Origin of the sequence: Ornithinibacillus halotolerans, from assembly GCF_014637405.1 — a bacterium.
GTDB classification, from domain to species: domain Bacteria; phylum Bacillota; class Bacilli; order Bacillales; family Amphibacillaceae; genus Ornithinibacillus; species Ornithinibacillus halotolerans.
The window spans coordinates 149,281-168,445 of sequence record NZ_BMEY01000002.1; the positions used below are offsets into that span (position 1 = coordinate 149,281).

Consider the following 19,165-nt stretch of genomic DNA (forward strand, 5'->3'; position numbering starts at 1 on the left):
ATGGTCACTCATGAGGTGGATGAGTGACTTTAGGGAAGGGATTCTTTGTGTGATGGTCACTCATGAGGTGGATGAGTGACGTTAGGAAGTGAATTCTAAGGGCAACAGTCACTCATGAGGTGAATGAGTGACGATAGAAAGGAAATTCTTTAGGTAACGGTCACTCATCAGGTGAATGAGTGACGAAAGGAAGGAGATTCTATGTGTAACGGTCACTCATGAGGCGAATGAGTGACTTTAGGAAAGAGATTCTTTAGGTAACGGTCACTCATAAGGCGAATGAGTGACGTTAGGGAGGGGATTCTTTAAGTAATGGTCACTCATAAAGCGAATGAGTGACGTTAGGACGGGAATTCTATGTGTAATGGTCACTCATCAGGTGAATGAGTGACGAAAGGAAGGAGATTCTATGTGTAACGGTCACTCATGAGGCGAATGAGTGACTTTAGGAAAGAGATTCTTTAGGTAACGGTCACTCATATGGCGAATGAGTGACGTTAGGACGGGAATTCTTTAAGTAATGGTCACTCATCAGTCGATTGAGTGCCGATAGGAAAAAAATCAGTTGTTAACAGTCACTCATTTCTCTGATGAATACATTCAAAACCACAATACAATAACCAACCACTCATTATACATTAATAATTCATCATAAGATCAAAAATCTTAACCTTTACTAACTCTCATCACAATAAACGCCCGCTACAATACAGCTTAATCATCACACATTCCATCCCCCGCAATAAACCCCACCCCAATCACCCACATTCCCTCCCCCCACACCAATAACAACTCCATCAATTTCCCACAATACATTAGTACTTTCTACTATTTCTGTAAAAGTATCTATTTTCTGTCGAATACTCTCTTTTGTAAATTATTTTCCAAGCAATAATTAAACATACTTCTCCATACATGTCGATATTTCCCAGGAAATGCAGAAATATTGTTTTGAATTCCAATTTTGTCGAAGCTCTTTAAATATACCAATATAGTTGACTTTACTAGTTATACATGGCAATCTCTAAGAGAGAAATGAAATAAAGGTGGTTTTTTATGTTATCGATAGGCCAAGTAGCATTAATGAGTATTATTTCCCACATTATTTTCATATACATCACGTGGAGATTAATGCAGACAATTAATTTTGAACCATTAATTAGAAAAGGTCGGGCTACAGAGGCAAGGATTTTATTACTGTTAGTTACTATCGTGATAGGAACTGGTGTAAGTCGATTCTTCTTAGAGTTCCTAAGATGGTCACAAGATCTTTCTTACCTTCTCTAATAAAGAAGGTAAACAAAACTATTAAACTATTAATTTAATGTATTAGAAGATTCTCTCTTGTTCATACTGTAGATAAGATGAACGAGGGGGATATTTTTATGAAAAAAGTATTAGCAATATTTCTTATCATGATTTTTATTTCTCATATTGTTATAGCTAAAAGTGAACAAAATGATTTAATTACAATTGCCGATGCAATAACGGATAATGGCTTGGAAGTAGATACATGGGAAGTCACCTTAAAAGAGCATATTACCAATGAAAAAATGCAAAAGATCATTCAGGAAATACAACATGAACAAACTTTCCTAAAAAAGGAAAACGAAAATAGTATTATTTATTCAGTTTTAGACACTCACAAAAAGGGAACCATATCCGTAAATTATAAAGTAGTCCATCCAAAAAATAATGCTTACAGTTCTGAGTTGGTAGTAACAATAAGTGGTAGTAATTGGGACAAGAAAATAGAGTCTGCTTATTTAAATAATGTTTCCCAAATACTTAACACTTATTTTACGGAGAATGTGAAAATATTTGCTTGTATGTCTACACAAGCTAGTGCTATAATTGAATTTGATAAAAAAATAGATTTTTTTATTAAAAAACTTGAATTACGACAAATAACAACACAAAAAGACAGTTTAAATTCGACAAAAATAAATGAAATAATGTATGGCTATACTCCGTTAATTGGGAGTAAAATTACCATTCAGGATACGCTAGTGAATGTACAAATAGTTACGAAAACACTTAGCACTGGTGATGTCCAATATCTGATTGGAACACCTATCCTAATAAATGAATATTAATATAAGGAAAATGGATCTGAAGGAGATTTGAAATATGGATAAAATCATCGTAAGAGGCGGACAGCAATTGAATGGTAATGTTCACGTTGAGGGTGCAAAGAATGCTGTGCTCCCTGTAATTGCTGCGAGTATTCTTGCTAGTGAAGGCAGAAGCGTTATTAATGATGTGCCAGTTCTAGCTGATGTTTATACGATTAATGAAGTATTAAGAAATATGGATGCAGAAGTAGAATTTAATAATAATAAAGTAATTGTTGATGCTTCAAATGATTTAAAAACGGAAGCACCATTTGAGTATGTTCGAAAAATGCGTGCCTCCGTTCTTGTTTTGGGTCCTTTACTGGCGCGTTTTGGTCATGCAAATGTAGCAATGCCTGGAGGTTGTGCTATTGGCTCACGCCCAATTGATCTACATTTAAAAGGCTTTGAAGCGATGGGTGCAGAAGTGCATGTAGGTAATGGTTTCGTTGAAGCGCGCGTAAATGGTAGATTGAAAGGTGCAAAGATATATCTTGATGTTCCAAGTGTAGGAGCAACAGAGAATATTATGATGGCAGCAACGCTTGCAGACGGTGTAACAACAATCGAAAATGCTGCGAAAGAACCTGAGATTGTTGACTTAGCTAACTTCCTGAATAAAATGGGTGCTTCTGTTATTGGCGCAGGTACTGAAACAATTCGTATTAATGGGGTCGAAACTTTATACGGTACGGAACATTCCATCATTCCTGATCGAATTGAGGCAGGAACGTTTATGATTGCTGCTGCAATTACTGGTGGTAATATTTTAATCGAAAATGCGGTTAGTGAGCATTTACGACCACTAATTGCTAAGTTAAGAGAAATGGGCGTTACTATAATGGAAGAAGGTAATGGTCTACGTGTTATTGGTCCAGATGCACTAAAATCGACTGATATTAAAACATTACCACATCCAGGATTCCCAACTGATATGCAATCACAAATGATGGCATTAATGCTATGTGCACATGGTACGAGTATGATTACAGAAACAGTATTTGAAAATCGCTTCATGCACGTAGAAGAATTCCGTCGTATGAATGCGAAAATGAAGATTGAAGGTCGCAGTGTCATTATTGACGGTCCTTCAGAACTTCAAGGTGCAGAAGTTGCAGCAACAGACTTACGTGCAGCAGCTGCATTAATTCTTGCTGGCCTTCGTGCAAATGGATTAACTAGAGTAACCGAACTAAAACATTTAGATCGTGGTTATGTTAACTTTGCAGGGAAATTAGCAAGCCTTGGAGCAGATATTGAACGAGTTGATGGAAATGGAGATGTCGTTAAACCGTTTGAAATCAATTACGTTGCAGAATTATCTTAAGAAGATTGTAAAGTTAATAGAATGCTAGAGTGAAGCACTTTTATAGTGCTTCACTTTTTTCATTTGTGCTAGAAATATCAAATCCCTCATATTTTAATAACGTGAAATATTAAAAATTATCTTGCAATTACAAACTAAAGCGTTTACAATATAATCTATAAATTGACATAAACTTACTACAAGACGAATCAATTCAATTTCCACAAACCTATCCCTATGGAATTACTACACCCAGAAAAATCACTCAAACGCTAACTCATGTAAAAATATATCCAATCATATAATTTAATAAAAACTCACATCAAAGGGGAATGAGTATGAAATTATATTTATCCGTTGATATGGAAGGTATAACTGGCTTACCGGATTACACCTATGTCAGTGCTTCGCTGCATAATTATGAGCGCGCTCGTAAAATCATGACCGACGAAACAAACTATGTCGTTGATGCGGCATTTGAATCGGAATGTGAAGAAGTGCTAGTAAATGATAGTCATATGAAAATGAATAATATTTTAATCGATCGATTGCACCCAGATGCCCAGCTTATTACTGGTGATGTTAAAACGTATTCGATGGTGCATGGCTTAGATCCTAGTTATGATGGAGCAATGTTTATTGGCTACCACACACGAGCGGGAATGCCTGGGGTGATGTCCCATTCGATGATACATATGGTCCGAAATTTTTATGTGAATGACATGCAAGTTGGGGAAATTGGGATGAACGCGATGGTTGCGGGATTCCATGGTGTGCCTGTTTTACTTGTTTCTGGTGATGATGAGACTGCAAAAGAAGCAGAAGCACTCATCCCAAATATTACGACTGCGGTTGTAAAGGAAGCTATTTCTCGGTCGGCAACGAAGAGTTTAACACCGAAAAAAGCGGGAGAACTTTTACAAGAAAAAGTGAAACAAGCTTTAGCAAACAAAGTTAACGTAAAACCATTAACTCCTCCAGACAATCCATTAATTCAAGTAGAGTTCGTTAATTATGGTGCAGCAGAGTGGGCAAGTATGATGCCTGGAACGAGAATACTTCCTGGTACGACAATCGTTGAATATCAAGCGAAAGATATTTTAGAGGCGTACCGAGCATTGCTTGTCATGGTTGAATTAGCGTATAACACGAAATATGCCTAATGAAGGAGAACTTGGATGAAAACACTGGAACAAACGATTCGACAAATAACGGAAGAAGCCGGGGGAAAATGGGGAATTTCTTTATATGACTTAGATACTGGAGAAACGTGGTCAGTTCATGAAAATGAATCATTCTACTCCGCTAGCATTATTAAAATTCCTATAATGATTGCTGTCTATGCCGCTCATAACCGAGGAGAACTCAATCTTAGCGAATCTATGAAACTACGAAGAGAAGCTATCGTAGGTGGTAGTGGCGTTCTCCAGCATCTTACACCAGGTATAAAGTTAACTGTATACGATTTAGTTACCTTAATGATTATTCAAAGTGATAATACTGCAACGAATATGTTAATTGATTTATTAGGAGTTCCAACCATTCAGCACACGATGAAAGAGATTGGGCTAGAGAAAAGTAAGTTTTACCACAAAATGATGACCATTGAAGTGGAAAGAGAAGGCCTAAATGAAATTACTGCTTATGAGATGACAACGATGCTCAGAAAATTAGCGACTGGAAAGATCATTTCTGCCTATGCATGTGAAGAGATGATAGCAATATTAAAAAAACAACAAATTAGGGATGGATTACCAGCTAGGATCCCAGAGATAAACGAAACGATTATTGGAGCCTTGCCCAATTGGGAACTTGCACATAAGACAGGAAATGTGGACGGTATCAGGCATGATGTCGGGATATTCTATGTTGGGAGTAGGAAGTTAGTTGCTTCTGTGTTAACGAAAGGATTAGATAATATAGCTTCTCCAGGTTTAATAGGGAAAGTCGGCCAAGAAATCTATCACTATTTAAAACGAGGACATGGATACATTTCATAAAAAAGAAAACAAATTCATAGTTTGTATATAAGATACTATTCCACCAAATGCGCTAAAAGGGGGCGCAAATGAATACAGGAGTTGGGAACAATGCTCAAATACATTTTGAAAAAGCTATTAATCATGGCCATTACATTATGGATCATAATTACCTTAACATTTGTACTGATGGTTTCGGTTCCTGGATCTCCTTTTAACAGTGAAGGAAACTCTAACGAGATTGTTCAGGCCAACTTAGAGAAACATTATAACCTCGATAAACCAATCCCAGTACAGTATCTACTTTATTTAAAATCAATTGTCACATTAGAATTTGGCCCATCGATTAGTCAACCGAATCAAACCGTAAACGATATGATTGGCCGAGGATTCCCAATTTCAGCGGAGTTAGGGATAGTTACAGTAATTGTTGCCTTAATCTCTGGGGTGACACTAGGTGTACTTGCTGCACTTCGTCATAATGGGGTAATTGATTATTTATCCATGGGAATTGCTGTCCTTGGTATTTCCGTACCGAACTTTATATTAGCTACATTATTAATTCAACAATTGGCGGTTAACTTAGAATGGTTCCCGGTTGCGACATGGAAAAGCCCAATGCATATGGTCCTTCCAGTATTAGCGTTAGCAACTGGACCAATGGCGATTATAGCTAGGTTAACACGGTCGACTATGTTAGAAGTATTAACCCAAGACTACATCAAGATGGCTAGAGCAAAAGGGTTGTCTCCTTGGAAAATAATAGTGAAACATGCCCTTAGAAATGCACTCATGCCGGTTATTACCGTAATGGGAACATTACTTGCTGGGATTATGACTGGATCCTTTGTTATTGAACAAATCTTTGCGATACCAGGAATGGGTAAATACTTTGTAGAAAGTATTAACCATCGTGATTATCCAGTCATTATGGGGACGACCGTATTTTATAGTGCCTTTTTAATTATTATGCTTTTCTTAGTTGATATTGCATATGGCCTATTAGATCCACGAATCAAAGTCATGAAGAAGGAAGGGGAGTAAGATGAAACCACAAAAAAATCCCCAACATATAACAAGTAAGAACGTACCAGATGATTGGTTTACTTGGCGCGGGAAAAACACAGTCGAACAAGAATTGGTAGCAAGACCTTCCCTTTCTTATTGGCAGGATGCATGGCGAAGATTAAGAAAAAATATCCTAGCGATGTCAGGTCTCGTATTCTTAATTCTATTAATCTTATTTGCTGTTTTTGCACCAGTCTTCTCACCATACGAAGTAGATACCGGCGTGTTATCCGAACAATACCAACCCCCATCAGCAGAACATTGGTTTGGAACGGATGGGCTTGGGCGTGATGTATTTACGCGAACTTGGTATGGAGCGAGGATCTCTTTATTCGTCGGCTTTATGGCAGCTTTAATTGATGTAACGATTGGAATCATTTGGGGAGGAATCTCCGGCTATAAAGGCGGACGAACGGACAATTTTATGATGCGTATTATTGAAATCTTATATGGTCTACCATATTTACTCGTAGTTATTCTTTTGTTAGTTGTATTTAAACCGAGTTTATTTACGATCATTGTCGCCCTTACCGTTACTGGCTGGGTGGGAATGGCCAGGATTGTGCGAGGACAGGTCATGCAAATTAAAAACTATGAATTTGTCCTCGCATCAAAATCATTTGGCACGAAAACGCCACGTATTATTAGGAAAAACTTACTGCCAAACTCAATGGGACCAATTATCGTACAAATGACGTTAACCGTACCTTCAGCAATATTCGCAGAAGCATTCCTTAGTTTTATCGGGCTTGGAATTTCATCTCCAAATGCGAGCTGGGGTGTGATGGCCAATGATTCATTAGGGGCAATTTTATCAGGAAACTGGTGGACACTATTTTTCCCTGCGTTTTTCATTTCCTTTACGATGTTTGCTTTTAACGTGTTAGGAGATGGATTACAGGATGCCCTGGATCCGAAATTAAGGAAGTAGGTGGACAAATGGAAAAAATACTAGAAGTAAAAGACTTACACGTAACCTTCAAAACATATGGAGGTACCGTACAGGCAGTAAGAGGCGTAGATTTCCATTTATATAAAGGGGAGACACTCGCGATTGTAGGCGAATCTGGTTGTGGCAAGAGTGTAACGTCCAGTGCCATTATGCGTTTGATTCCTAGCCCACCAGGAAAAATTACCGCTGGCAAGATTGTCTTTAAAGGCCAAGACTTAACGAGGGTTTCGGAAAGGAAGATGCGCTCCATTCGTGGGGTGGACATTTCCATGATATTCCAAGACCCGATGACTGCACTAAATCCGACGTTAACGATTGGCACGCAGCTTATTGAAGGATTAAAACAACATAAGAAAATCTCCGATAAAGATGCAAGAATCCGTGCGATTGAAATGATGGAGCTTGTCGGAATTCCAAATCCAGAAGAACGAATGAAGCAATATCCACATCAATTTAGTGGTGGGATGCGTCAACGTATCGTCATTGCGATTGCCTTAATTTGTGAACCAGAATTATTAATTGCCGATGAACCAACGACAGCTCTAGATGTAACAATTCAAGCACAGATTCTAGAGTTATTTGAAAAAATCCAAGAAGTGACGGGAGTTTCGATTATTTTAATTACCCATGATTTAGGGGTAGTTGCCAAAATTGCCGACCGAATTGCGGTGATGTATGCTGGTAAAATTATTGAAACTGGCAATAAGCGTGAGATTTTTTATAAGCCTCAGCACCCGTACACAAAAGGATTATTAAACTCTGTACCTCGATTAGATACGAAAGGAAAATTACAGCCGATCGACGGTACACCACCAGATTTATTCTCACCTCCTCAAGGATGTCCATTTACTGCAAGATGTCCATTTGCGATGGAGGTGTGTAATAAAGTTTACCCGGAATCGACGGCAGTGAGTGATTCACATCGTGTGGATTGCTGGTTGCAAGACGAGCGGGCAAAACAATTATTGGCCACAATGGTCACCAATTAAATTATAAGGGGGAATAAGGATGAAAAGGCTTCTTTTTTTACTGATGGCAGTATTAACTGTGTTTGTTTTAGCGGCATGTACTGCAGGTGAAGATGCAGGTAAGGATCCGGAGAACAATAATAATGTAGAACAGCCAGATAATAATAATGCCGGTAATGACGATTCTACCGACTCTTCTGATGGTAAAGTTCTATACTTAAACAATGGTACCGAACCAAAATCATTTGACCCATCGATTGGGTTTGATGCGGTTTCTTGGGATCCATTAAACAACTTGATGGAAGGTCTTACTCGTTTAGACAAGGACCACCGTGCAGGCCCTGGGGTAGCAGAAAACTGGGATATTTCAGAGGATGGATTAACGTATACGTTCCACCTTCGTGAGGATGCTAAATGGTCTAATGGCGATTCAGTCGTTGCAGGGGACTTTGAATATGCTTGGAAATACATGCTTGACCCAGCAACAGCTTCTCCAGCAGCATTCTTAGCATACTTTATTGAAGGTGCTGAGGCGTACAACAGTGGGGATGGTTCTGTTGATGATGTAAAAGTTACTGCAAAAGATGAAAAGACGCTAGAAGTTGTGTTAGCACAACCGACTGGATTTTTCCTCGATGTGTTAACAAATCCAGCATTCTTCCCAATCAATCAAAAAGTTGCGGAAGCAGATCCGAACTGGCATACCGAAGCGGAAACATTTGTAGGAAATGGTCCGTTTAAGCTAGACTCTTGGAAACATGAAGAAGAAATGGTATTTGTGAAGAACGAACATTATTGGGATGCAGCTACAGTAAAACTTGATAAAGTTCACTTCGCGATGATCAATGATTCCAATACACAATATCAAATGTTTGAAAGTGGAGATTTAGACACGGCAAGTATCCCACCTGAACTATCCGATCAATTAATTGATGGCGATAACGTGTTTATCGGACCATATGGTGGACTAGAGTTCTATCGCTTTAATACGACGATGGAACCATTCCAAAATAAGAAAATCCGTCAAGCATTCGCCTATGCAGTTAATCGGGAAGATATCGCGAAATATGTTGTGAAAAATGGGGTAGAACCAGCATTCGGATTCATTAACCCTGGATATACAAGCCCAGACGGCAAAGACTTCCGTGATGCAAATGGTGACTTAGTAACAATGGATGTTGATAAAGCGAAACAATTATTAGAAGAAGGTATGGCGGAGGAAGGCTATGATGAATTACCTCCAATTACACTATCTTATAATACGAGTGATACAAACAAAGCGGTTGCAGAAGCACTACAAAGTATGTTCAAGGAGAACTTAGGTGTTGAAGTAGAACTAGTAAACCAAGAGTGGAACGTATTCTCTGAAGCGCAAAAAGCGTTAGAATTACAATTTTCTCGTAGTTCTTTCATCAACGACTATAGTGACCCAGTTAACTTCTTAGAAAGCTTTATTACAGATTCTTACATGAACCGTACTGGTTTCTCTAACGCAGAGTATGATGAACTAATTGCCAAAGGAAAGTCAGAAACAGACGAACAAAAGCGTTGGGAGTATCTGTATGAAGCTGAAAGATTGCTAGCTGAAGAAATGATCGCAATGCCAATCCGCTACTACAACACAGTAGTACTAGAAGCAGACGGTGTAGAAGGAATCCTCCGCCACCCAGTAGGATACTTCGACTTGAAATATGCGGATAAGAAGTAGTTAGTAATATTGTAGTTAAGATGAACCTACATTATGAAGGATGAGGTTTGGAGGACTTTTCTAATAATCAAGGTGAATGATTAGCTTCATTAGCTCCGGGAATATACGAAGACTCCTGTGGGAGGATAGGCTCACCAGCCGCCCACGGAAAGCGAAGTATATTCCCGGAGCGGGTTATATGCACTCCCGATAATCATACTCCTACTTTAGAAAGGGCTCTACAACCTTTTCCTTCTCATCACATTATTTTAACAGAAGGAAGGTATTCACATGTTACAACCACAATCCCTACAAAAAGGCGACACAGTTGGTGTTATTGCCCCTGCTAGTCCTCCTGATATGAAACGCCTCTATCAAGCCATTCCCTTTTTAGAAAACCTCGGCCTCCGAGTAAAATTGGGAAAACATATTGAAAACGTCCATGGATATTTAGCCGGAACCGATGCAGAACGATTAGCAGATTTCCACGACATGATCCAAGACGACACCGTAAAAGCCATTATTTTCGCACGTGGTGGCTATGGAACCGGCCGAATCGCATCCAATATCGATTTCGATTTAATAAAAAAGAATCCAAAAATAATCTGGGGATATAGTGACATTACCTATTTGCATACAGCAATCTGCCAAAAAGCAGGACTCGTTACCTTCCACGGGCCAATGGTTGCCTCTGACGTAGCAGACCCAGACTTTGATGACATTTCCAGCGCATCGTTTCAACAGCTTTTTGAACCAACAACACTCACTTACTCGGAGGACATTTCTCCTCTGGAAACGTTAGTAGAAGGAAAAGCTACTGGTGAACTAGTTGGCGGGAACCTTGCTTTACTTGTTAGTACACTAGGAACCGATTTTGAAATACATACGAAAGGAAAACTTCTCCTTTTAGAAGATATTCACGAACAGCCTTACCGTATAGATTCGATGTTAAATCAATTAAAACTAGCAGGAAAACTAGAGCAAGCGGCTGGAATTATAATAGGAGATTTTGCGGATGCCAAGCCAAAACATGAACCGTCTTTATCTTTAGAAGAAATATTTACGCATTATTTAGGCGGGTTATCTTGCCCAGTAATGGCTGGATTTAAGATAGGACATTGTTTTCCACATTTTGCTGTGCCGTTTGGTGTGGAAGCAACACTATCGACAGAGAAAAAATCATTAGTAATTAACCCGGGGGTTCAGTAAATGAAAATCAAACAGATAGAAACATATAAAGCAGCTATCCCATTAAAGAAAGCATTCAAAACAGCATTACGAACAGTAACAGTAGCCGAAACGATAGTCGTCAAGGTGACATGTGAGAATGGAGTGGTTGGATACGGGGAAGCACCTCCGACCCATGTGATTACCGGAGATACGTTAGCTAGTATTTCCTATACGATCAATCATGTTCTAAGCCCGTGTTTACTAGGTTTGTCCATTTTGGAACGGGAACAAATTTTTGAAAACTTGCAACGTGTCATCGTAGGAAATCCAAGTGCCAAAGCAGCAATGGATATGGCAATTTATGATTGCATAGCACAAGCAAGCGGGCTAAGTCTAACCCATTTTCTCGGGGGATATCACAAGCAAATCGAAACGGATTATACCGTATCGGTTAATGAGCCAGGGGAAATGGCTGATGATGCAGCAGCATATGTTGCGGATGGATTCCATGTGTTAAAAGTAAAAGTAGGAAAAGATCAAATTGAGAAAGATATCGAACGTATTCAAGCAATTCGGGAAAGCGTTGGTCCAGAAGTCACTATTCGCCTCGATGCTAATCAAGGTTGGAATCCAAAAGAAGCAGTAAGAGCGATTCATCAAATGGAAGATTCCGGATTAAATATTGAATTTATCGAGCAACCAGTAAAAGCGGATGACTTAGCAGGTCTTAAATATGTAACAACCCATACTGAAATTCCAATTATGGCCGATGAAAGTGTTTTTTCCGCTAAAGATGCACGACAGGTGTTAGAAATGGGTGCTGCTGATTTAATTAATATTAAATTAATGAAAGCAGGCGGAATTCATGAGGCGCTGAAGATTGCCAAACTAGCAAGTGCCTATGATGTGAAATGTATGGTTGGTAGTATGATTGAATCAAAGATTGGTATAACAGCTGCTGCCCATTTTGCGGCAAGTCAGCCAAATGTACATTATTTTGATTTTGATGCACCACTTATGCTTGCTGGAGATTTAATCAAAGGCGGGATTACGTATTCCAAAAGTACGATTTACTGTAATGATGCACCCGGTTTAGGGATTACACAGTTGAACGACGAATATATCGTTTCATAACATTTCACCAGGAGAGGGAGTGGGAGAATGTTTGCACATAACTTACGTTTACCAGAGATATTTCATGTTGCTTCCGTTCAAGTAGCAACCGTTTGGACAAACCCAGAATCAAACCGAGAAATAGATACATTTGCAGTACAAAGCCCAACGGATGTGGAGTCTTGGTTAAGTACATTAACTTATGACGAGAAAGTAAATCTATGTGATGATAATCGGGTACAAACCCAAGTGTTATACGGGGAAACGGTCGTTATTACCGAAACAAAAGGGGACTGGGCAAAAGTAACGATACCATCCCAACCATCTAAAAAGAATGAGTTCGGTTACCCTGGTTGGATACCTTTGCAGCAATTACAACAAGTGACGAAAGAGGAATGGTTTCAGGAACATACAGCAGCCATTCATACGAAACATGCCTGGTTGGAAAATGCTACAGGTGAGAAAGTGATGAAACTAAGTTACATGACTTGTTTACCTGTTGTCGAGGAAGATGATGTACGAGTGGAGGTCATTACACCGACTGGTACCGGCTTTTTACAGAAAGAATGTGTGACCATTTTCCCGACAAAAGAAGGTGGCCCAAAAGGGGACGGAAACAGTATTATTCAAGCAGGAGAACAATATGTTGGTCTCGATTATTTATGGGGCGGAATGAGTGCATTTGGGTATGACTGCTCCGGCTTTGCTTATCAAATGCATAAAGCAAATGGTTATTTAATCAGTCGGGATGCATCCGATCAAGCAGCATATGGTAAAGAAGTTGCTTATGATGAATTACTGCCGGGAGATTTACTCTTTTTTGCCTATGAGGAAGGAAAAGGAAGAATTCATCATGTCGGATTTTACTATGGTGATGACAAGATGCTCCATTCCCCAATGACAGGTAAAGGCATTGAAATTACGAGTTTAAAAGATACAATTTACGAGAAAGAGCTTTGTATTGCGAGAAGATACTGGGAATCGGGGGTTGAATAGAATGGGAGAAGAGAGAATATTAGAAGTAAAAAACTTGAAAAAGCATTTTAATTTAGGAAAAGACCGCGTTCTCAAGGCCGTAAATGATGTGACATTCCATATTAATAAAGGGGAAACATTTGGATTAGTTGGTGAATCTGGATGTGGAAAGTCAACAATCGGTCGGACTATTATTAGTCTCTATCAAAAAACCGCTGGAGATGTTATTTTCGATGGGCAAAACGTACATGACCTTTCGGAAAAAGAAATGTTTAAGCTACGTCAAAAAATGCAAATGATTTTTCAGGATCCTTATGCATCTTTAAACCCTCGTTCTACGGTTCGCGAAGTAATTTCGGAGCCAATGGAAGTTCATCACCTTTATAAATCGAAAAAAGAACAAAATGAACGTGTCTACCAATTATTAGAAGAAGTTGGATTAAACCGTGATCACGCCAACCGTTATCCCCACGAGTTTAGTGGTGGTCAACGCCAGCGAATCGGCATTGCTCGAGCACTAGCATTAGATCCGGATTTTATTATTGCGGATGAGCCAATTTCTGCTCTTGACGTATCGGTACAAGCACAGGTTGTCAATCTATTAAAGGAATTACAAGAGGAAAAAGGATTGACCTTCTTATTCATCGCCCATGATTTGTCGATGGTTAAACAAATATCCGACCGAATTGGCGTGATGTATCTTGGCAATATGATGGAGTTAACCGTAAGTGAGAGTTTATACGAGAATCCACTCCATCCATATACACAAGCATTATTATCGGCTATCCCGATTCCCGACCCAGATATCGAGGAATCAAGGGAGCGAATTATTTTAGAAGGGGAATTACCAAGCCCAATTAACCCACCAAGTGGCTGCGTATTCCGTACCCGCTGCCCATTTGCGATGGATATTTGTAGTCAAGAAAAACCAGCCTGGCAAGAAGTAGAAACGAACCACTTCGTCGCCTGTCATTTATACAATGAAGATGTGAAAAAAACTAAAAAGCCAGAAATGGTTGTGAATATAAAGTAGAAGATGAAAAGGTTGTCGCGCGATGGTGGGGCAACCTTTTTAATTTTTCAAGGTGACATTGCCCATCCTTTTAAAACAATAGATTTAAAATTCTAGTTCTATTATTTTTACCAACTGTATAAGTTTAATAGTAGGAATGCTAGATATGAAAAATCTGTAGAGGGAGGGTGCCTTTTGAAAAAACAGAAATATACGATGAAGCACATTCAAAAATTAAAAAAGAAAAAAAGTTCCACTAAGCAACTTCACCACCGTTTTGCAACGAAAAAAAGTCCAAAGCCAAAAATGTCACCGAAAGGGCGCTTCGAATGGAAATGGCCAGCAACATTTGTCATCGGCTTGTCATTTATTATTCTAGCTGTTCCAACCTTGATTGTTTTACCGTTCATTTCCAATAATGAAGTTCATTCAAAATCAGTGGATCAGCCGCCAAAATACGAAGAGGTATTGGCAGAAGAATCGGCAGTTGAAGTTGCGGTCATGCGAACACAGACTGACCAAATCGAAAATGTTCCACTAGAGACTTATGTCTCCGGAGTTGTTGCTTCCGAGATGCCAATTGAGTTTGAAAAGGAAGCATTAAAAGCACAAGCACTTGCAGCTAGAACCTATATTGTCAATAAAATGTTGTACCAAGAAGAAAATGCAGACTCAGACGTAACCGACACCATATTCGATCAAGTATATAAGAATGACACCGAGCTTCGTGCCAAATGGGGAGCAAACTACAACAAAAATATGGAGAAAATTAGCCAGGCCGTGTCAGAAACAAAAGGGCAAATTATTACTTATAATGAAAAGCCAATTGATCCACAGTTCTTCTCAACTAGTAACGGCTTCACGGAGAACTCCGAAGATTACTATATAACGGAAATCCCATATTTACGAAGTGTGCCAAGCCCGTGGGATGAAATCTCGCCTTACTATGTCGACCAAGAAACATTTACATTTGAACAAGTGGAAGCGGCTCTCGACATCGATTTACCAGATAATGAGAATTTAGTAATCGAATCCACTCGAACAGAAAGTAATCGGATAGCCGAATTAAATCTAGCTGGCAACCAATTTACAGGGCGAGAAGTAAGAGAGAAACTAGAATTACGCTCGAACGACTTTACAATTGAACAAAAAGATAATTATCTCATCTTTACAACACGCGGAAACGGCCACGGCGTCGGCATGAGCCAATACGGCGCAAACGGCATGGCCCAAGAAGGAAAAACATACGAAGACATTATCAAATACTACTATAAAGACGTAGAAATCACGACACTAGACATCGCCGCCCCAGCATTAGTAATGAAGTAGAAGGTAGCTCTCCATGGAGATGGAGGGCTGTTTTTTGTATAGGAAGTAGAATGAAGGTAAATCTGCCAATCTAGGCTGTAATCGCCCATAAAAGTGGTGAATCTGCCAAACTGGATTGTAATCGCCCGAAATTTGGGGTGAATCTTCCAAACTGGGTTGTAATCGCCCGGAAAGGTGGGGTGAATCTTCCAAACTGGGTTGTAATCGCCCGGAAATTGGGGTGAATCTGCCAAACTGGGTTGTAATCGCCCGGAAAGGTGGTAAATCTGCCAAACGAGGCTGTAATCGCCCGTAAAAGTAGCGAATCTGCCAAACGAGGCTGTAATCGCCCGTAAAAGTAGCGAATCTGCCAAACCGGGCTGTAATCGACCATAAACGAGATAAATCTGCCAAACTGGGCTACAATCGCCCCAAAAAGTGAATTAATCACCCAAACTCGGCATATAATCACCCAAACCAATCATCGACTCCCCCCAACCATTCTACTAATCTCCACTACCGCCACCCAAAAATCTCCGGTAAAACGCTTAATATCCCCAATAATAAATAAAAAATGCATGAAATCTTAAAAAAAGTGATAGAAGATGTATAGATTTTCTCTTTTCTGTTCAGAATGGTTGTTGAGGTGATGATTTAATGAAAGAGGAAAACAGAGCACCAAAAAAAGGTGCCAAATCAATTTTTCGTAAAAAATGGTTTTTCCCTGCAGTATACTTAACGATTGCTGCACTTTTATTAGCGGCGGTTATCTGGTATCAAAATATTGACAATCAACTACCAGATGCAGGGAACGAAGCGGGGGACAATTATACTCCACATCCACATGATGGGGATGCTGCACCAGTAATGGATCCACAGGAAATTGTGAAGATGCCTGTAGGTGACCAAGAAAAAGCGCAAATCGTAACAAAATTCTATGATTACGATGCATCCCAGGAAGACCAGGAAAGTGCACTGATTCTTCATAACAACCGCTATTATCAAAGTACAGGTGTTGATATCGTCTACCCTGATGGTGAGGCATTTGATGTACTTGCAGCATTAAGCGGAACTGTTGTGGACACGAAGGAAGATCCTTTACTAGGTAATGTCGTTATTCTATCACATGGTAATGATGTAACAACGTATTATGCTAGTCTAGGAGAAGTTGCTGTAAATCCTGGCGATGAAGTCAAGCAAGGCGATGTTTTAGGAACAGCTGGTGAGAATATCTTTGGGAAGAACAATGGAAAACATGTTCACTTTGAAATTAGAAAAGATGAACAAGTATATAACCCAGAAGAATTCTTTAATCAACCAGTAAGTAAGCTTGATGAAAGTGATGCAGAAGATGTTTCAGAAGAAGAAGATACATCTAGCATTACATCAGAAGAAGTAGATTCTGAAAATGTGAATGAGGAAGAAAACGAGAGTTCTGAAAGTGACTCTGAAGACGAAGCGAATAACTCTTCCGATAACGGAGACAATGAAGGATCCGATGAATCAGAAGGTACAGACGCGGAATCAAATGAGTAAAAAGAAAGAATCCTAGCAAATTAAAATGCTAGGATTTTTTTGTTTGTTTCTACTATTATCGACACTTAATGCTTGCTAATACTGGGGTTTTACAGGATTTAACATTTCTTTGCTAAGAAATATGTCGAACGATTATACCTTTTTTTGATAGATTATTATGTTACTATTAAATTGTTAGAAAACACTAGAATTTAATATATTACAACTTAAGATTACGATAATTTACTTTTAAATATGACATGTTGCTCGAATGATCGGATTTAGCAAATGGTTGAAAGGACGGAATTGCAAGAAATGAATAATTCAGACATAGGCCTCATCCCGGAGTACATGACAGATATCACTGACAAAATCGAATTAACTATGGAGCAAGTGATGTTACTAGTTTCTCAAGAACATAGTGAACAGGAGGCATTAGATTTAATAAGAAAATATTGCCTTCAATCAACATCGGTTGATGTACAGAAAAAAGGGTTGGAATTTCTATATATGAATGGTTTTTACCAAGACTTAGAAATTTTAATCGCCAAAAATAGGGAATCTCTATTTGATGCAAATCGTAAATGGGCTGAAGTATATCAAATCATGCTAGATCGCCGTAAAAGGAAATACCCAATGTGGGAATTACGAAGACGGCTAGGAAATATTCAATCCCCAGACCCAGAATTAACATGCTTAATCGAACTTAGTATAGTGGATACGTACAATAGTGAACTAGAGTTTGGAATGATTGGCAACTTTTTAGAAAAACAACAACAACTTTTTGATCAAATAGAAGATAATTTTATCTTAACTAGTTTTAACCTACGATTGTATCAAAAATTATTTATGTATTATTGGAAACGTAATGAATTGATTATGGCCAGAAAATATGCCTTCCGCGCATTAAATCAAACAAATAGCCCGCACACGAAAGTTGGGTTAAATATAAATTTAAGTTTAACCTATACGTTTGAAACGTACTACCAAGCAATGTACCACCTTAAGGAAGCTCTGAAAATTTCCAAAGCAAATAATATGACGAAGATGATCCATTCTATTGAACAAAGAAATATGCCCTTTATCGCTGCTCATTTTAAGCGTACAACTGGAGTAAGTTCCACTGATATTAGTGAACAAGCCCATATAGAAATTGCTAGGGGAAATAATGAAAAAGCAATTACATTATTGGAGGATATTTATCATACAAGTCCATTTCGTATGTATTATATGGGACTTGCGAAACAAGACAAAAATATATTATCTGAATCCTGTAGCATGTTTGTCGAAAGAAGTGACTACTTCTTTAGTCGATTACCAATGAATGCTATCAAGAATCTTTAAACATAAAGATTTAATTGTAATGAGGGAGGAGGAATAAGATGGAAAAATTAAAAACTTTTGCTACAATATTTATCTTAGCTTTTGTATTAATTTTCACTTTCGTTTCACCTACTAGCTCATTATTCGCAGACCCAGATTATGGGGAATTAGATTAAATATTCATTTTAGATTCTAAATTTAAACGAAAAGCCTATACATATCTTTGTATAGGTTTTTTCTTTTTTTATAACCATATGTAGGAAAATTCTAAATAAAATAAAAAAACTTCTTGTCCATCTGTCTTTCCACTCAATTTTATTCATATTCTGCCACTTACGATAATAAAATGTTACAAACCAAGCAGTTAGTCAAGTCTGAGGTGAGAGCTTAAGTGGCTCTTTATATTGCACCATATTTGCTTGATTACATATTGTTCGTGAAAAAATTCTATTGTTAACATTCATCATGGTCTATTCGTATCGTTGTATTTACTATATGTCCAACACCTCATTACATATGTAACTCAACTCCTATAGAATCTACAACACAAAGCCACGTCTATCCAATCTTAATGGAATGGATGAGATTGGATATCGAAAAATGATCATTTGGCCATTTTTCGAATCACCTAGTCTCGTGAACAGCACCTCAGAAATATTCAACTAGGGAGGCGAA

Annotated in this window: 17 protein-coding genes; 16 read left to right on the forward strand and 1 reads right to left on the reverse strand. The window is 38.6% G+C overall.

The genetic code is table 11. The features are described 5' to 3' along the window. Positions 1-1,056 precede the first annotated feature (1,056 nt). The 14 genes from IEV35_RS02605 (at position 1,057) to spoIID (ending at position 15,673) form a co-directional block, all read left to right on the forward strand. Complete coding sequence (locus IEV35_RS02605; RefSeq protein ID WP_188383138.1) at positions 1,057-1,287, forward strand: DUF1146 family protein; 231 nt, start codon at positions 1,057-1,059, stop codon at positions 1,285-1,287. Between the two features lie 98 nt (positions 1,288-1,385). Continuing rightward, positions 1,386-2,096 carry a YwmB family TATA-box binding protein gene (locus IEV35_RS02610; RefSeq protein ID WP_188383139.1) on the forward strand — a complete coding sequence of 237 codons (711 nt, stop codon included), beginning with the start codon at positions 1,386-1,388 and terminating at the stop codon, positions 2,094-2,096. 34 nt (positions 2,097-2,130) lie between these two features. After that, on the forward strand, positions 2,131-3,441 hold the full coding sequence (gene murA / locus IEV35_RS02615) for a UDP-N-acetylglucosamine 1-carboxyvinyltransferase (protein ID WP_188383140.1): 1,311 nt from the start codon (positions 2,131-2,133) through the stop codon (positions 3,439-3,441). 317 nt (positions 3,442-3,758) lie between these two features. Then, on the forward strand, positions 3,759-4,583 hold the full coding sequence (dppA, locus tag IEV35_RS02620) for a D-aminopeptidase DppA (protein ID WP_188383141.1): 825 nt from the start codon (positions 3,759-3,761) through the stop codon (positions 4,581-4,583). 15 nt (positions 4,584-4,598) lie between these two features. Continuing rightward, complete coding sequence (locus IEV35_RS02625; RefSeq protein ID WP_188383142.1) at positions 4,599-5,420, forward strand: serine hydrolase; 822 nt, start codon at positions 4,599-4,601, stop codon at positions 5,418-5,420. A 90-nt stretch (positions 5,421-5,510) separates the two neighbouring features. Then, a complete protein-coding gene (locus tag IEV35_RS02630) occupies positions 5,511-6,443 on the forward strand; it encodes an ABC transporter permease (RefSeq protein ID WP_188383143.1) in 933 nt (310 codons plus the stop codon). A gap of 1 nt (position 6,444) precedes the next feature. After that, positions 6,445-7,398, forward strand: a complete 954-nt coding sequence (locus tag IEV35_RS02635) for an ABC transporter permease (RefSeq protein ID WP_188383144.1) — start codon at positions 6,445-6,447, stop codon at positions 7,396-7,398. 8 nt (positions 7,399-7,406) lie between these two features. Further along, entirely contained in the window at positions 7,407-8,408 is a 1,002-nt protein-coding gene (locus IEV35_RS02640) for an ABC transporter ATP-binding protein (protein WP_188383145.1), read from the forward strand. Between the two features lie 19 nt (positions 8,409-8,427). Continuing rightward, entirely contained in the window at positions 8,428-10,095 is a 1,668-nt protein-coding gene (locus IEV35_RS02645) for a peptide ABC transporter substrate-binding protein (RefSeq protein WP_188383146.1), read from the forward strand. A 270-nt stretch (positions 10,096-10,365) separates the two neighbouring features. Then, on the forward strand, positions 10,366-11,283 hold the full coding sequence (locus tag IEV35_RS02650; RefSeq protein WP_188383147.1) for a S66 peptidase family protein: 918 nt from the start codon (positions 10,366-10,368) through the stop codon (positions 11,281-11,283). Next, positions 11,284-12,378: a mandelate racemase/muconate lactonizing enzyme family protein gene (locus tag IEV35_RS02655; RefSeq protein ID WP_188383148.1), complete on the forward strand. Its 1,095-nt coding sequence runs from the start codon at positions 11,284-11,286 to the stop codon at positions 12,376-12,378. A 27-nt stretch (positions 12,379-12,405) separates the two neighbouring features. Next, positions 12,406-13,353, forward strand: a complete 948-nt coding sequence (locus tag IEV35_RS02660) for a C40 family peptidase (protein ID WP_188383149.1) — start codon at positions 12,406-12,408, stop codon at positions 13,351-13,353. 1 nt (position 13,354) lies between these two features. After that, a complete protein-coding gene (locus IEV35_RS02665; RefSeq protein WP_188383150.1) occupies positions 13,355-14,365 on the forward strand; it encodes an ABC transporter ATP-binding protein in 1,011 nt (336 codons plus the stop codon). Between the two features lie 174 nt (positions 14,366-14,539). Then, positions 14,540-15,673: a stage II sporulation protein D gene (spoIID, locus tag IEV35_RS02670; RefSeq protein ID WP_229740614.1), complete on the forward strand. Its 1,134-nt coding sequence runs from the start codon at positions 14,540-14,542 to the stop codon at positions 15,671-15,673. 70 nt (positions 15,674-15,743) lie between these two features. Here spoIID and IEV35_RS02675 read toward each other — a convergent pair whose 3' ends face one another. Beyond that, positions 15,744-16,133, reverse strand: a complete 390-nt coding sequence (locus IEV35_RS02675; RefSeq protein ID WP_188383151.1) for a hypothetical protein — start codon at positions 16,131-16,133, stop codon at positions 15,744-15,746. 176 nt (positions 16,134-16,309) lie between these two features. On the opposite strand from IEV35_RS02675, the gene spoIIQ reads away from it, so the two are divergent. Together spoIIQ and IEV35_RS02685 are read left to right on the forward strand one after the other, a co-directional pair. Then, positions 16,310-17,188, forward strand: coding sequence for a stage II sporulation protein SpoIIQ (spoIIQ, locus tag IEV35_RS02680; protein ID WP_188383152.1), 879 nt, complete (start codon positions 16,310-16,312; stop codon positions 17,186-17,188). Positions 17,189-17,455: 267 nt separating this feature from the next. Beyond that, positions 17,456-18,511, forward strand: a complete 1,056-nt coding sequence (locus tag IEV35_RS02685) for an AimR family lysis-lysogeny pheromone receptor (protein ID WP_229740615.1) — start codon at positions 17,456-17,458, stop codon at positions 18,509-18,511. The last annotated feature ends 654 nt before the right edge of the window (positions 18,512-19,165 follow it).